General features: G+C 39.4%; 11 protein-coding genes. 3 read left to right on the top strand and 8 right to left on the bottom strand.

Going from position 1 to position 15,740, the window contains the following annotated elements:
- Positions 1 to 11: 11 nt before the first annotated feature.
- Positions 12 to 566 carry a cupin domain-containing protein gene (locus tag QYZ87_10485; protein MDN4754935.1) on the top strand — a complete coding sequence of 185 codons (555 nt, stop codon included), beginning with the start codon at positions 12 to 14 and terminating at the stop codon, positions 564 to 566.
- A gap of 198 nt (positions 567 to 764) precedes the next feature.
- On the opposite strand, the gene upp is transcribed toward QYZ87_10485, so the two are convergent.
- The 8 genes from upp to QYZ87_10445 all read right to left on the bottom strand — a co-directional run bounded on the left by upp (position 765) and on the right by QYZ87_10445 (position 9,627).
- On the bottom strand, positions 765 to 1,421 hold the full coding sequence (gene upp, locus QYZ87_10480; protein MDN4754934.1) for a uracil phosphoribosyltransferase: 657 nt from the start codon (positions 1,419 to 1,421) through the stop codon (positions 765 to 767).
- A 34-nt stretch (positions 1,422 to 1,455) separates the two neighbouring features.
- Positions 1,456 to 2,964, bottom strand: coding sequence for a transglycosylase SLT domain-containing protein (locus QYZ87_10475; protein ID MDN4754933.1), 1,509 nt, complete (start codon positions 2,962 to 2,964; stop codon positions 1,456 to 1,458).
- Positions 2,882 to 4,081, bottom strand: a complete 1,200-nt coding sequence (locus tag QYZ87_10470; GenBank protein MDN4754932.1) for a class I SAM-dependent rRNA methyltransferase — start codon at positions 4,079 to 4,081, stop codon at positions 2,882 to 2,884. Before QYZ87_10470 ends, QYZ87_10475 begins: the two co-directional genes overlap by 83 nt.
- Positions 4,075 to 4,785: a 3'-5' exonuclease gene (locus tag QYZ87_10465; protein MDN4754931.1), complete on the bottom strand. Its 711-nt coding sequence runs from the start codon at positions 4,783 to 4,785 to the stop codon at positions 4,075 to 4,077. Before QYZ87_10465 ends, QYZ87_10470 begins: the two co-directional genes overlap by 7 nt.
- A 44-nt stretch (positions 4,786 to 4,829) precedes the next feature.
- Positions 4,830 to 5,399, bottom strand: coding sequence for a DUF5063 domain-containing protein (locus QYZ87_10460; GenBank protein ID MDN4754930.1), 570 nt, complete (start codon positions 5,397 to 5,399; stop codon positions 4,830 to 4,832).
- Positions 5,400 to 5,474: 75 nt separating this feature from the next.
- Entirely contained in the window at positions 5,475 to 6,215 is a 741-nt protein-coding gene (locus QYZ87_10455; GenBank protein MDN4754929.1) for a lipopolysaccharide kinase InaA family protein, read from the bottom strand.
- A 99-nt stretch (positions 6,216 to 6,314) separates the two neighbouring features.
- Positions 6,315 to 8,210, bottom strand: a complete 1,896-nt coding sequence (locus QYZ87_10450; GenBank protein ID MDN4754928.1) for a biotin/lipoyl-binding protein — start codon at positions 8,208 to 8,210, stop codon at positions 6,315 to 6,317.
- Between the two features lie 46 nt (positions 8,211 to 8,256).
- A complete protein-coding gene (locus QYZ87_10445; protein MDN4754927.1) occupies positions 8,257 to 9,627 on the bottom strand; it encodes a PhoH family protein in 1,371 nt (456 codons plus the stop codon).
- 971 nt (positions 9,628 to 10,598) lie between these two features.
- On the opposite strand from QYZ87_10445, the gene QYZ87_10440 reads away from it, so the two are divergent.
- Together QYZ87_10440 and nifJ are read left to right on the top strand one after the other, a co-directional pair.
- Positions 10,599 to 11,783 (top strand): AAA family ATPase, encoded by a 1,185-nt coding sequence (locus QYZ87_10440; protein MDN4754926.1) that lies wholly within the window; start codon positions 10,599 to 10,601, stop codon positions 11,781 to 11,783.
- A 42-nt stretch (positions 11,784 to 11,825) separates the two neighbouring features.
- Positions 11,826 to 15,398, top strand: a complete 3,573-nt coding sequence (gene nifJ / locus QYZ87_10435; protein MDN4754925.1) for a pyruvate:ferredoxin (flavodoxin) oxidoreductase — start codon at positions 11,826 to 11,828, stop codon at positions 15,396 to 15,398.
- Positions 15,399 to 15,740: the final 342 nt, after the last annotated feature.

Raw genomic sequence — 15,740 nt, 5'->3', positions numbered from 1 at the left:
TAACTTAGAAAATGATGAAGAAAACATTAAACACCTTTTTCGTAGCGATAGCTGTAATATTATTTGCTTGCTCTCCAGAAGAAAAAAAAGAGACTCAAAAAGAAGCTCACAATAGGGTTGAGACAATGACAGATGTTGATGATGACGAGACCATCTTTGACTTTAGTGATAAAGGTGGAGAGATCAGCCTTTTCGACATTGAGAAGTACACCATGAAGAACGACAACTTCCGAACCACTGTATGGACAGGAGATAATATTCAGATGACTCTGATGAGTATCCCTGTAGATGGTGAGATAGGACACGAGATTCATACGAATATCGAGCAGTTCATCCGTATCGAAAGTGGAAAAGGATTAGTCATTATGGGAGATACAGAAGATGATCAAAGTTTCCGTCAAGAGATACACGCTGATGAAGTTGTGTTCATCCCGAAAGGTAAATGGCATAACATCAAAAACATAGGAGATAAGCCATTAAAGCTTTATAGTATATATGGCCCTACTGAGCATCCTAAAGGCACCATTCATGTAACAATGGAAGAGGGTCATGAACATGACCACTAAAGTGTGATTATGATATAAATAAAAGTAAAGGCAGTTGGAGAAATACTCCAACTGCCTTTAGCTTTATACCAGCAATACTATGCAAGAGGCTTATCCCTCCTATCATTAGTTAAGTCTCAGAATGACCCAAAAATGATCAAAGTAAGAGTGCTTAGTGCTAACGTGCCTGCCTCATAATAAGCTAGTATTAAGAACGTATTAATTATCCAGCTTCTCTCCAAAAGCTAAATCTCCTGCATCTCCTAATCCTGGAATGATATAGGAATGTTCATCAATCACAGGATCTATGGCAACAACCCATAATGTACTATCTTCTGGCATCACTTTCTGTAGGTAATCAATCGCATCAACACTTGCAATAACGGATGCAAAATGTACTTTCTTTGGCTTTCCTTTAGTTATAAGAGCACGATATGCAAGCTCCATAGAGCTACCTGTAGCCAACATTGGATCAGTGATAATAAGGGTTTTGTTATCCAAGCTAGGACTAGAAAGATACTCTATCATCACTTCAAAATCCAAGCGATCCTTGTATCTACGATAAGCTGTGACGAATGCATTATCCGCACGGTCTAGATTATTTGAAAAGCCATGATGTAATGGTAATCCAGCTCTCAAGATCGTTGCAATAACGACCTTATCCTGATCCAGCAGATCTTCAGACATAGCAAGAGGCGTTTGAATCTCACATGGCTCGTATTCAAAGGTTTTACTAATTTCGTAAGCCATGATTTCGCCGATCCGTTCAATATTTCTCTTAAAACGGAGTCTATCCTGCTGTATTTTTACATCACGTAACTCTGCTACGTACCTATTAAGTACAGAGCATTCCTCTAATAAATTTATTACTTTCATAATTAATGAAACTTCGCTGATTTAATATATTATTCTATTTTACTTTTGCTATTGATTTATAGTACTCTTGACGTTCTATGATATTATCCACATAATCTGCAGTCTCTCGTCCCCTCATGTAACCAAATCTAACCACTGGATCATTATAATAGTTGGGATTACTTTTGAGAATAACGTATTCTCTTATTCCTCCATACCACCTATCCACAGGAGCATTGTACTTATTTGCCAAACGAATGGCATCCAAAATATGTCCACTTCCAGCATTATATGACGCTAAAGTAAAGCAGATTTGGTCCAGTTCGTTCGGAAGTGTCTTGTATTTACTTCCGTACTCTAGCAAGCAATCGACCGCTACTCTAACTGAGACATTGGGATCCAGCAACTGCTTACGATTAGCTCCATAAGCAGCTCCAGTAGAAGGCATAATACCCATAAGACCTCGAGCTCCACTCCAAGCGACAATATCACTTCTAAAGGTTGATTCGTGAAAAGCTATAGCTGCTAAGTATGTCCAATGCCATCCCAGACGTAGGGCCTCTTTCTGAAATATTGAATCGTATGGAGAGATCTCACCATTTTTCATCGGCCTGTAGCTAGTGTATCCTTGTTCGCTCTTGAAAAAACGTTGCAAATGACTATCTTCTTTTAGAAGTTCCTCATAATGCTTCTTCTTTTTTGAGGTACAAAAGAAATCGTCGAGAGCCTCTTTCAAGCTATTATTCTTATTATTAACGACCCAACCATGCTTGACAGGGGCACTTAATGATAGCGAGCTATTCAGCTTAGGGTAATAATGCGAAATAACCCTTGCACTCCTCTTATCCGAAACCACATATTGAATCGAATCTATACTATTCATGAGGACTAAGAGATCTTCGCTCATGAGCGTATCACTGGTAATCACATTTATATTTCGCCCAATCTCTTGTTGGATTTGTTTTAATCTAAGTTCGGCAGCACTATTACTTTCGGCGTAAACCGACTTGCCTGCTAAGTCAGCAATATAGGACACCATGTGTTCAGACTTCCTCTGTACTAAGACTAGAGAACTCATGTTCGATAGCCCAGCAAATAAATACTCTGTCTGATTCGTTTTAGTCTGAGGTAATGGTGTTATGCAAAGATCAATCTGCCCCTCTCTCAACCATGAGAGTAGTGAATCAATGCTGTATGAGATCTTAACATCGAGAGTTAAACCATGCTTCGTAGTGAAATCTGAGATCTTTTGATACTCAAAGCCAAAGCTCTGATCTCTCATGATATAAAAATCAGTCGGAGATGTCATTGTGCCCACCTTCAAAGTATCGCTCTGCAAGATACTCTCCCACTCTCTATACGTTGAGGTCGAATGCTTATCATTCTTTGATCCTCTTTCGCAACTGCTACATTGAGCAAAAAAGAGGATCATTAGGAGTGATAGAGATATAGCCTTGAAATAATTCATATCCTGCTTATACTTATTCAACGTACAATAATAATCCTTTGAGATACTCTCCTTCAGGGTGATAAATGCTAATCGGATGGTCGTATGCTTGTCCAAACTGATCAAGCACTTTCACCTCACGACCTGCCATTAGGGCACTGGTAAAGATGTTTTGCCTAAATAGATCAGCATTTACAACTTGTGAATTAGAAAACGTATATATTAGACCATGAGGAGCTATTTTTCTAATAGCTTCAGAGTTAAGTTTTCGATAACCTTGTAGAGCATTCCTAAGAACCTCTCTTCGCTTAGCAAATGCAGGAGGATCTAAAATAATCATATCAAAAGCACCATGAGGCATCTCTTGAAGATATCTAAATGGATCCTCCACTACAGAAGTATGACGCAGTGCTCTCTGACTGTCTCCAAAATTAATCCGAATATTCCGCTCCAGAATGTTTATAGCTTTCGATGACGAGTCTAAGGAGACTACCTCTTTGGCATCGCCATATAGAGCTGCCAAAGAAAAACCTCCATAATGAGAAAAGGCACTAAGAACGGTTCGCCCTTGAGCATGATGTCTTAAATGCAGCCTATTATTCCGCTGATCTAGCGTATAGGTATTCTTTTGACCACTTAGAATCTCTGGATAGAAAGAAACCCCATTCTCTAGAGCTATGACATTTTCAATATCTTCATAATCGCCCCATAACACTTGCTCCAATCGAGATGCGACATCAATATCGTTTATTAATGATTCAGGAGCCTTATAATAAATAGCTTTAACATCATCTTGGTAGAGAGTAAGCAAGACGGATAATATCTCATTAATATGGTAGTGAATCGCCTTAGTGTATGCATCAATGACGATCACATCAGAAAAGACATCGATAATCAGCCCCGGTAGTCCATCTCCTTCGCTATTAACTAGCCTGTAGGCCTCTCTTGGCTTAGTTAAGCCAATGGCCTGTCGAAAAACAAAAGCCTGACGTACCCTTTGTTCCCAAAAAGCTGGGTTGATCTGCTCATCCTTATTGAATGTAAGAATACGCACTGCGATACTATCTTGCTCATAGTATCCCCTTGCCATAAACGTGCCTTTATGATCAATTACATCAATAAGATCACCACCATTGATTCCAGACGTATCCTCTAGTCCACGAGAAAAAATCCATGGATGTCTGCGATCGAGTGACTGTTTGCGATCTTTTTTAAGAGTGACAGTTTTCAACATTTAGTATTTCGTTCTGAATTCTGTGCTAGATTATTCTTATAGCGCCTTCTTTTCTTCTTCTTTGGAGGTTCAGGTTTCTGAAAGTGCTGATACATATCCTTCTTGGCATTACTTTTTAATTTCATATATATGCACAGACCAGAATAGGCATCAAGCCCAGCATAACGTATCTGAGCTTCAGTAAATTGAGGTCTTTCCCAATCAGATAGTTGCTGCGACTTTGATATTCGCTTTCCAAATAATAGCCCATATATCTTGGTAAGCGAAAGAGCTCCGATTCCTGAAGCTTTAGCCAATACTCTAAGATCTAAAAACTTATTAGTAATGATCTCATAACTATTGTATAAGCCACGAACATCATCACCAATAGCGATCCCTACTTTGGCAATCCGTTTATTCTTAAGAATCTTTATAAGCGGTTCCAGTATAGACTTATCCTCTATTTTTATTAATCTGACTAATACGACGATATTTTGGCTGGATAGCTGAAGAAGTGCGACCTTACGATGTTCTCCTTTTCTGAAGCAAGGCTTTGTCTCGGTATCAAAACCAAGAATCTTGGGCCCTTCCAGTAATTTGTCGCAAGCCTCACTGACATCTTCAAAGGAACTTGTTTCATCAATTATAACAACTGGGAGGTTAAGCTCCTCCACATCCATCTTGTTTAATTCATCCTTTGTTATGTCTAATAATTTTTTGTCCATTATTAGTCTATTATTTTAGGAACCTTAGGTTATAGTCAATAGACTTATCCTAAAAATTCATCATTGTCATTAGCTACCTCAAAAAATGGGTCAATATGAAGATCATGTAACTGTCTGGTCGCTGCCAATAGTAAGCTCCCTAGTTCATGCTCAAGAGAATACCTAATTTCGGCAATGGCTTGGTGCATATTTCGTTCTATTTGCCCCCTAAAAATCCATACTGTATCAGCTAGTTCTTGATATATATCAGCTAATATTTCTGAAGTACTGACACTGACGGGCACATCCGAATACTTCATCTCCTCCATCTGAGCATTTAGGAAAAGATCATGCTCCCCGAGAGTATGCTGAATACGATTCCGTACGAGGTCATATTCAGACTCCTTCACCATTCGCTCTAATTGCAAAAAAGGGTCAAGGGATAAGTCTGGTAACGAAAGCCCTGTAGCATAAACCCATCCCAAAAGTTTACGACATTCATTAATAGTATCTCTACTCCAATATGGAGTAGTTTGAGGCTCCACAAGAGCACAGTATGCAGCAGCATACTTAATAAAATCAAGTACCCCTGGTTGCATTATCACTGATGATCGCTGATCTTTAGACTTATCCATATTTTTATGTCCATAATGGTCGAAATTTATATCGAAAGTACCTTCGTATTATAAACTCACCATCAAACCCTTTTACTACTTCTTTATAACCCATGGCGATCTATGGCTCCAATATCTTCGATGATAGTTATGAATCCATTTTTTTACCATTTCTACATTTTTCTCCCCTCTTGCTTCAGCATAACTTTCAGATAAAAGATCTAAAAAGTCATCCCCACCCCATAATCGTTCGAAGCTGGCACATCCTTTCCTAATACTTACTGGACCGAATGATAACCTATTAATATCTACTAAGTTAAACTCTATCTCCCCCTCATCATTTCGCTTGTATAAGACATTACCTGGAGAAAAATCCAAATGTAAAATACCTGCATCGTGTAACTTCCCAGCAAATGCCCCTAATCCTTTAATAATATCTTCCCTACCCTCTATACCACCTTCACCAAACTCATAGAGCATATTCTGAGATGGTAAATGTACAGTCACCAAATAACTATATCCAAGATTAAGCCCCTTTTTCTCAAGACGGTATCCAATAGGCTCAGGAGTAGCAATTCCATTCTCTCTAAGGATATCAGCATAATGATATGCTCGTACTGCTTTCGGCTTTCTAAGAGTCGTATATACTACCCTATTGATAACATTTGGGATGGTATATTTTTTGACATTAATCAAGCAACCATTCCAATCCATTACTTTCACCTCATTTCTATCCTTATAAATCGTTGTGCCAGATTGAGCAAAATTCTCGTCAAGAGTCTCTAAATATGGCAGAAGTGACTTAAACTTAGGATTGATTTTTATGACCCGCTTCAATTCAATAGGTGTAAAAACTAATTGGAGTACAAAAATAGAGCCCAATCCATTTACAAAAAATAAACGGATTGGGCTCAAATACTATTTAATCAACTATGATCACTTCTTTTTATTTAGCTGTTTTTTAGACTTATACTCACTTCCCTCTATGCGAGAGATACGAGCATTCTTTTCTTCCTTTTCAGGTAAATAATCAGTTACTTCATCCATATAGGCAATAACATCACCTTTCTTGACTTGAGCACCTTGCTCAGCGACGATCTCACGAATACGCCCAGAGACCCCAACGAGTACGTCCATACTATATGACACAGGACTTTGTACAAAGCATAGCTTATCCCCTGCGTGATATGAAGTACCGATAGCAGGTACTGCCGAACGATCCTCGAAGTCAACATCCCAGAATACCTGACCACTGATAGGAGCGGTAATAGGATTCAGGTTAGCACGTTTCTTAGCCTGGATATTTTCAAGATTAATCTGCTCCATCTCCTTCACCATCTCAGGAGTGTATCCAGCTTTAGCGTCCTTTTCAGCCTTAATCTTAGCTAAATCCTCTTCAAATCTCTGCTTTGCTACGCCACTCTTGTAGTCTCTATACTGACGTTCGTGCATAGCCAATTCGAATAGCTCTTCATTATCCTGACCATAATCCCAGCCTTCTTCATCCATAATCTTCTTGAAATCATCAAGTGCATCTGGATAGTTATCCTGTGGATTAGTTTCAGAGAATTCAAGTCCCTTCTCTTTCGCAAGTTCAATAATTTCTGGATCCAACTTACCTGGAAGATGACCAGCCTTACCTAGTATCATATCCCATGTATTTGGGTCAATGGCTTGCCATCTGCCTTCGCCACGCTCCATATTGAATACATTCATAAGAGCCACATTCTTGACGTACTGGCTGAACGGTGTTACCAATGGTGGATATCCTAGCTTTGGCCATACATACTCTACCTCTAAGAATAGCTTAACCATCAAATCATCAATAGACAATTCAGGAGTGCCATTTTGCTTATGGAACATATTAATTCCAGAGTGAACACCCTTTAGATCCGCCATCATAGAACCCATCATTCCTCCTGGTAAGCCACAACCTACTAGGAGAGAGGTCATCTTAAAGTTATTATCATTAGTGAAATACCCTAAGAAGTCATCAAGGAAGTCTTGAGTCATCGAACGAACCTTCATATAGGCATTCAAGTTAATGTCAGGGACATCAAAACCAGCATCCCTAAGCATGGCTTGAATTGTAATTACATCGGGGTGAATCTTACCCCATGATAGAGGCTCTACAGCACAATCCACATAATCTGCACCAGCACGACATACCTCTAGCATAGATGCTACAGAAAAGCCTGGACCAGTGTGACCGTGATACTCTATAATAACATCAGGGAATTTAGTTTTTATATTCTTGACAATTTTACCAAGAGTAGCAGGACGTCCAATACCAGCCATATCTTTAAGGCAGATCTCAGGAGCACCCGCCTCAATTAACTGAGTAGCGACATCAGTATAGTACTCTACTGTATGAACAGGTGAGTGAGTGATACATAGAGTCGCCTGAGGAATCATTCCAGCCTCTTTAGCATATTTAATTGAAGGAATAATATTACGAACATCATTTAGTCCACAGAAGATACGAGTAATATCAACTCCCTGAGCCTTCTTGACACGATACATAAGCTTACGAACGTCAGCGGGTACTGGATACATTCTAAGCCCATTCAACCCTCTATCAAGCATATGTGTCTGGATACCAGCCTCATTAAATGCTTTGGTAAATGCTCTAACTGCTTTGTTGGGATTTTCACCGTAAAGAAGTTGTACTTGCTCGAAAGCTCCACCATTGGTTTCTACTCTTGAGAAGCAGCCCATTTCGACGATTGCAGGAGCGATTTTTTCGAGTTGGTCAGCTCTAGGCTGATATTTTCCTGAGCTCTGATACATGTCTCTGTATACGAGACTGAATTTAACAGATTTTTTCTTCATAAATTCCCGTTTTTCTTTTGATTATTATATTTTATATTTTATAGCATTAAAGCAATTTGGCAGCAACATCACTGAGGTGAGAACGCTCTCCCTGAAGTAAATTAACATGACCAAAAAATTGCTGACCTCTCATCTTCTCAATCATATATGCAAGACCATTACTTCGACTATCTAAATAAGGAGAGTCTATTTGATGAACGTCGCCTGTAAAGATCATACGAGTATTTTCTCCAGCTCGTGTAATAATAGTCTTTATCTCTTGAGGGGTAAGATTTTGTGCTTCATCTATGATACAAAAAACATTAGCCAAGCTCCTACCTCTAATATATGCTAGTGCTTCGATAGCAAGCTGTTCATTCTGCTGCATGTCCTCTATCATCCTAATTTGGCTAGAATTTGGTGCAAATTGGGATTTAATCACATTAAGATTATCAAATAAAGGCTGCATGTATGGCATTACCTTTTGCTTATAATCACCAGGTAAAAAGCCGATATCCTTATTGGCAAGCGAAACAATAGGCCTAGCCAAAATAATCTGCTGGAAATCATCTTGGAGAGCAAGAGCAGCAGCTAATGCTAAGAGCGTTTTACCCGTACCAGCTGTACCCGTAATCGCGATTAACGATAGAGACGGATCCATCAATAAGTCAAATGCCATAGTCTGCTCAGCATTGCGGGGAGTGATACCCATCAGTGTACGCTTCTCAATAGTTCTGATCCTTTCGATATCATTATCTATTCTCACGAGAGCGGCACTCTGAGTACTCTTAAGAACAAATGTCTGATTAGGCATAGGTGTGAATGGAAGAGTCACCTCTGTAATAGGTATCCCCTCTTGCTTCGAAGTATATAGACGATCAATAATGCTCGAATCAGAGACTTCCACCTCGTGATAATTGGTAGAGAAAATATCCTCTACATTCTTCACTTGGTCAGTCGTATAATCCTCAGACTTTAGACCTAAAGAGATGGCCTTAATCCTAAGATTAACATCTTTGGACACAAGTATCGTAGGAAGATCCGAAGTCTCCGATAGCGTTAGGGCTGCAGAGAGTATGCGGTGATCGTTAATCTGAGTATTGAAGGTCTCATTAACTCTGCTATGATGCTGACCATTTGTTAGGATAAAAACTTTCCCTCCATCAGCATTGATTAGGAGGCCATTATCCTGTATAGAAACGCCATTTTCACCACTCTTATTCTGATCTGAATCTATTTCAGCTTCCTTAATGCTATCATCTAGCAATCTGCCAAATGCTCTAGCATTAAAGTTGATCTGATCAAAACCCTTTTTGAATTTATCAACTTCCTCTAATACAGTTATTGGTATATATACATTATTGTCCTGAAAATTCTTTATACACTTATGATCATGAAGAATCACATTAGTGTCTAGGACATAATTTTTCTTTGCCATAGCTTAATTATTATTAGTTTTTATTAGTCACTGTTCGCAATCTTAGCAACAACAAATATACCCCAATGTTTCTAATTATCACTATTTTTCTTGAATGAATTTATCAGCATTATATTATAATAACATTACGAGTTATCAGTTATAACTCTAATTTATTAGCACAAACGAAAAAAAGCAAGCGAAAACCTCGATAAATATTTAAGCTCCCATAAGTTTTCTATAACCCTATAATTCAGCACGATATAAATAGGCTAATACTAGCCGTGTAATGGTGTGGATTATTAGCTACGAATATTTTAAAGCACAAACCTAGGATAAGATGTTTCTCCCCAATAAAAAATTTTCAAGAACCTTTTTTTGACGCCTCAAAACAGATAAAATTTTGGTTATATGAAAGAGAAATGCTTCACATAAGAAAAATATTTTTTTGATATGAGAAGGATTTCCTTTTCCTATAGGAAGATTTTTAACACCTTAAAAACCTTTTTTATTTCAAATCGTTTAAATCACTTTACTTCAACAAATGCAAGTGCTCATCGCCCTTACATATAATCAGAATGCAACGTTTACGGTGCTGCCCAGCATAGTTATCTACACCATACAATACTAAAAACGCCATTTGGGTAGTGATTATAATTCATCATTTTTCTTCACAAATAGCTATACTATGAGCTATTTTGGACGTCGCTTTGTCAGCATAATAATTAATTCCTTTCAATTCATTACATCTTACATTTATCACATCCGCAAAACACCCTATTTGTGCAAAGCGGAGTTTGCAAATCATAATATTTTTGAGTACATTTGTGTCCGAATTAGTTACAACTGACAAACACAAAAAAGGGGATAAATCATACCTTGGTATGTTATTAAGGTATTAGTCTAGGTAACGTTTGAGAATAAGATTGTGTTACATATGCGGCGAATTCTACTGTGATTAACGGGAGGAGGATGCTGTAAATACTTTTTATATGAACGAATTTGTAAGAGCTTATCAACGATTACTTGAACAAACTCAAGAGACCATAAGACGAACTGTGTATGATGAAATTGATTCCACAGCACGTTTGATATGCATTAGGGGTACTCGTGGGATTGGCAAAACAACGTTCCTGCTGGAATATGCTCGAGAAAAGTATGGTCATGACACGCAGTCTTGTATGTATGTGAACCTCAATCACTTCTACTTTGCCACAAGCACACTCTTCGAATTTGCTTCAAACTTTTACCAACAAGGTGGCAAGCTACTCATCTTAGACCAGATCTTTAAATACCCTGATTGGGAGAATGAGCTCCTAAGGTGTTACCATGAGATGCCTAACCTGCAGATCATCTTCACAGCTTCGTCTGTGATGAATATGGAAAGTGACTATCCAGCCCTTAAGAGTCTGATGAAAGTATATGATCTTCACGGCTTTTCATTCAGAGAGTATCTCAACTTTCATCACAAGTTAAACTTTAAGGCATATACACTCGAAGAAATCATAAATGATCACGTGAGTATATCCTCTAAGATATTGGAGCAAATACATCCAATAGAGGACTTCAAGAAGTACATTAAAGTGGGATACTACCCACCGTACATGGATGCCACTCTATATGGAGAGACTCTTGTGAAAAATCTTAATATTCTATTGGAGGTAGATATGGTATATATTAGACAAATTGAGCCCACCTACCTTCATAAACTACGAAAACTACTGTACCTTATTGCTGTACAGCCTAAGGCAGTAGCTAACGTAACGTTATTGAGTAACGAAATCGGAACAAGTCGTGCAACGGTAATGAACTACCTCAAGCACCTATCAGATGCTCAACTCATTAGGATGGAGTACAAAGAAGGGTATGAATACCCTAAAAAACCCGATAGAGTGTACATCAATGACACTAACATCGCTTCTGCAATGTATCCATACCAGCAATCTCCGGAAATGATTCGTAAGGTATTCTTAATTTCTCAGCTAGAGAATGCAGGATACTCCGTGAGTCATCCAGAAGGCACAGGTGTGGACTTTATCGTAAATGGAAAATACAAACTTCGAAGTGCTGACTTGCCTAGAAGAAAATCGACCACCGATATTATTCATATTATTGAAAATATGGTGATTGGAAAGGATAAGCAGATACCATTGTGGCTCTTCGGATTTTTATATTAAAACAAATAATAAACCCTATAAATAACCGCTTTTACATTTAAAATGAAAAAAGAAAAAAAATTTATCACGTGTGATGGTAACTATGCGGCTGCTCATATAGCATATATGTTCAGTGAAGTCGCAGCGATTTATCCAATCACCCCATCATCTACAATGGCTGAGTTGGTAGATGAATGGTCAGCTCAAGGAAGACAAAACATCTTTGGAGAAACCGTAAAGGTTCAAGAGATGCAGAGTGAGGCTGGTGCAGCAGGTGCTGTTCACGGTTCTCTTCAGGCTGGTGCACTAACAAGCACATTCACAGCTTCACAAGGGCTACTTCTCATGGTCCCTAACATGTATAAGATTGCTGGTGAACTTCTTCCAACAGTATTCCACGTATCTGCTCGTGCCATTGCAGCACACTCACTATCTATCTTTGGTGATCACCAAGACGTTATGTCCACTCGCTCTACTGGTTTTGCTCAACTAGCAAGTGGCTCAGTACAAGAAGTAATGGACATTGCTGCAGTTGCTCACCTTGCATCTATTAAGACTCGTGTCCCATTCATTCACTTCTTTGACGGTTTCCGTACTTCTCACGAAATACAGAAGGTAGAATTGATGGAAGAAGATAGCCTTCGTCCATTGATTGATATGGAAGCTCTTACTAACTTCCGCAAACGTGCTCTTAGTCCTGATGCTCCTGTTACTCGCGGTACTGCACAGAACGATGACGTTTACTTCCAAGCTCGCGAAGCTTCTAATCCATTCTATGAGAGCGTTCCTGAAGTAGTTCAGAGCTACTTAGATGAGATCTATGCAGTTACTGGCCGTCAGTACAAGCTATTTGATTACTATGGTGCTGAAGATGCTGAGCATGTTATCATCGCTATGGGCTCTGTTACAGAGACTATCCGTGAGGTAATCGACACCTACGCAGAAGATGGTAAGAAGGTAGGATTACTATCAGTACACTTATATCGCCCATTCTCTGCTAAGCACTTCCTAAGTGCAATGCCTAAGACTGTTAAGCGTATTGCAGTACTTGATAGAACTAAGGAGCCAGGTGCTTATGGTGAGCCTCTATATTTAGATGTAAAGGCATGCTACTACGGTCAGGAAAATGCTCCTGAGATCGTTGGTGGACGTTATGGTCTTTCAAGCAAGGATACCACACCTGCACAGATCGTTGCCGTTTATGAAAATCTTAGCATGAAGATGCCTAAGAATAACTTCACTATTGGTATCGTTGATGATGTAACATTCACATCACTACCACAAGCTGCTGATCCTGAGGTTAAGACTGACGCATACGAGTGTAAATTCTATGGTATGGGATCTGACGGTACTGTAGGTGCTAATAAGAACTCTATTAAGATTATTGGTGGAAGTACCGACAAGTACTGCCAAGCATACTTCCAGTATGACTCTAAGAAGTCTGGTGGTTTTACATGTAGTCACTTACGTTTTGGAGACTCTCCTATTCGTTCTACATATTACGTGAACCGTCCTCACTTCCTAGCATGTCACCAACCAGCGTACTTACGCTTGTATGACATCACTAAGGGGCTACGTAAGGGTGGTACATTCTTATTAAACTCTATTTGGGATATTGATCAGATTGAGGAGCACCTTCCAAATCGCGTTAAGACCTATTTTGCTAAGAATGATATCAAGTTCTACATGATCAATGCTACTAAGATTGCTCATGAGATTGGTCTTGGTAATCGTACTAACACTATCCTCCAGTCAGCATTCTTCAAGATTTCTGGCGTTATTCCTTATGACCAAGCTGTTGATCAGATGAAGAAGTTCATCGTGAAGAGCTATGGAAAGAAGGGTGAGCAAGTTGTAAATCTTAACTTCCAAGCTGTTGATAAGGGTGGTGAAATGATCATCGAGGTACCAGTTAAGCCAGAATGGGCTACACTAGACCCAGATCCAGTGGATTCTCACGATGATGACACTGCTTTTGTTAGAGATGTAGTACGCGTTATTAACGCACGCGAGGGAGACTCTCTTCCTGTATCTGCATTCAATAACTACGAAGATGGAACATGGCCAGCAGGTACATCTGCATCAGAAAAGCGTGGTGTAGCAGCTTATGTTCCAGAGTGGTATGCTGAGAATTGTATTCAGTGTAACCAGTGTGCGTACGTTTGTCCACACGCTACTATTCGTCCATTCCTATTAAACGAAGAGGAAGTTCAGGCTGCTCCTAATGGATATCATACTCTTAAGGCAATTGGTAAGGGTATGGATGGTCATAAATTCCATATCCAGGTAGATGTACTTGACTGTCTTGGTTGTGGTAACTGTGCTGACGTATGTCCAGGTAATAAGAATGGTAAGGCTCTTGAAATGAAAGAAATTTCATCTCAACTTGACCAAGCTCCTCTATGGGAATTCTCAGTTAAGGAAGTTAGCAATAAGGCTCACCTAGTAGACGTTAAATCTAACGTTAAGAACTCTCAGTTCGCTCAGCCTCTATTTGAATTTAGTGGTGCATGTGCTGGATGTGGTGAGACTCCATACGTTAAGTTACTAACACAGCTATTCGGTACACGTCAGATGATTGCTAATGCTACAGGATGTTCATCTATCTATTCAGCATCATCTCCAACATCAGCATACACCACTAATGACTTGGGACAAGGTCCAGCATGGGCTAACTCACTATTCGAGGATAACGCTGAATTTGGACTAGGTATGTACCTTGCAACTCAGAAGATTCGCGAACGTCTAAGTCGTTTGGTAGCTGATATCATCAATGGTGAAGGTGAAGCTCCTATCGATATTGAGCTACTTAAGCAGTGGTATGAGTTCAAGGACGATTCAGATAAGAGTCGTGAACTTGCTGATAAGATCAAGCCTCTACTTAAGAACCAGACAAGCCACATGGGCAAGGAACTAGCAGCTCTTTCTAGCTTCTTCGTAAAAAGATCTCAATGGATCATCGGTGGTGACGGATGGGCTTATGACATCGGTTTCGGTGGACTTGACCACGTTCTTGCTTCAGGTGAGAATATCAATATCTTAGTTCTTGATACTGAGGTTTATTCTAATACAGGAGGTCAGAGCTCTAAGAGTACCCCAACAGGTGCTATCGCTAAGTTTGCTGCATCAGGTAAGCGTGTTCGCAAGAAAGACCTAGGTCTAATTGCATCTTCATACGGTTACGTATATGTAGCACAGGTAGCAATGGGTGCAAATCATGCTCAGACATTGAAGGCTATTCGTGAGGCAGAAGACTACGATGGACCATCACTAGTCATTGCTTACTCTCCATGTATTGAGCATGGTCTGAAGGCAGGTATGGGTAAGTCTCAGCAAGAAGAGAAAAATGCTGTAGAGTGTGGTTACTGGCAATTATGGCGTCATGACCCACGTCTAGAAGAGGCTGGAAAGAATCCATTCCAACTTGACTCTAAAGAGCCAGACTGGGATAAGTTCTATGGTTTCTTACTAGGTGAGGTCCGCTATAACTCACTACACAAGCAGTTCCCAAAACAAGCTGACGAGTTATTCTCTGCAGCGAAGAAAGATGCTCAACATCGTTACAGAAAGTACAAGCGTCTTGCTAATGCTGTATATGAGACAGATGATTTTGAAGCAACTCAGAAAGAGGACTAATTTGATTCAGACAACGATTGTTGATTTGATTTAGTTCAAATATATTTATGAAAGTCCCCACTGATAGATTACTGTCAGTGGGGACTTTTTTACCTTAATCATAACACATACAAATTTATCACGTGTTTTTAGCGGTAGTATCTAGAATAAAGGTAGTGTCCCCAAAAGTGTGTACGGCAGAATGCGTCTCTGAAAAGCAAACCTACATATTTTTTCGCTTTGTTTTCCATAAACATTAAAGATAGACCAATAAAGAATTAAGGCAAGGCTGTCGTAGCACCGCGGAGACACCGCCTTGCCGTATTCTTTTAGGTTGATATCTTTGTGTTGGAAAATAAAGCA

This window comes from Porphyromonadaceae bacterium W3.11, assembly GCA_030434245.1.
GTDB lineage: Bacteria > Bacteroidota > Bacteroidia > Bacteroidales > Porphyromonadaceae > Porphyromonas_A.
The sequence above is the reverse complement of the archived record's forward strand: the minus strand, read 5'-3'. Positions and strand labels throughout refer to the sequence as shown.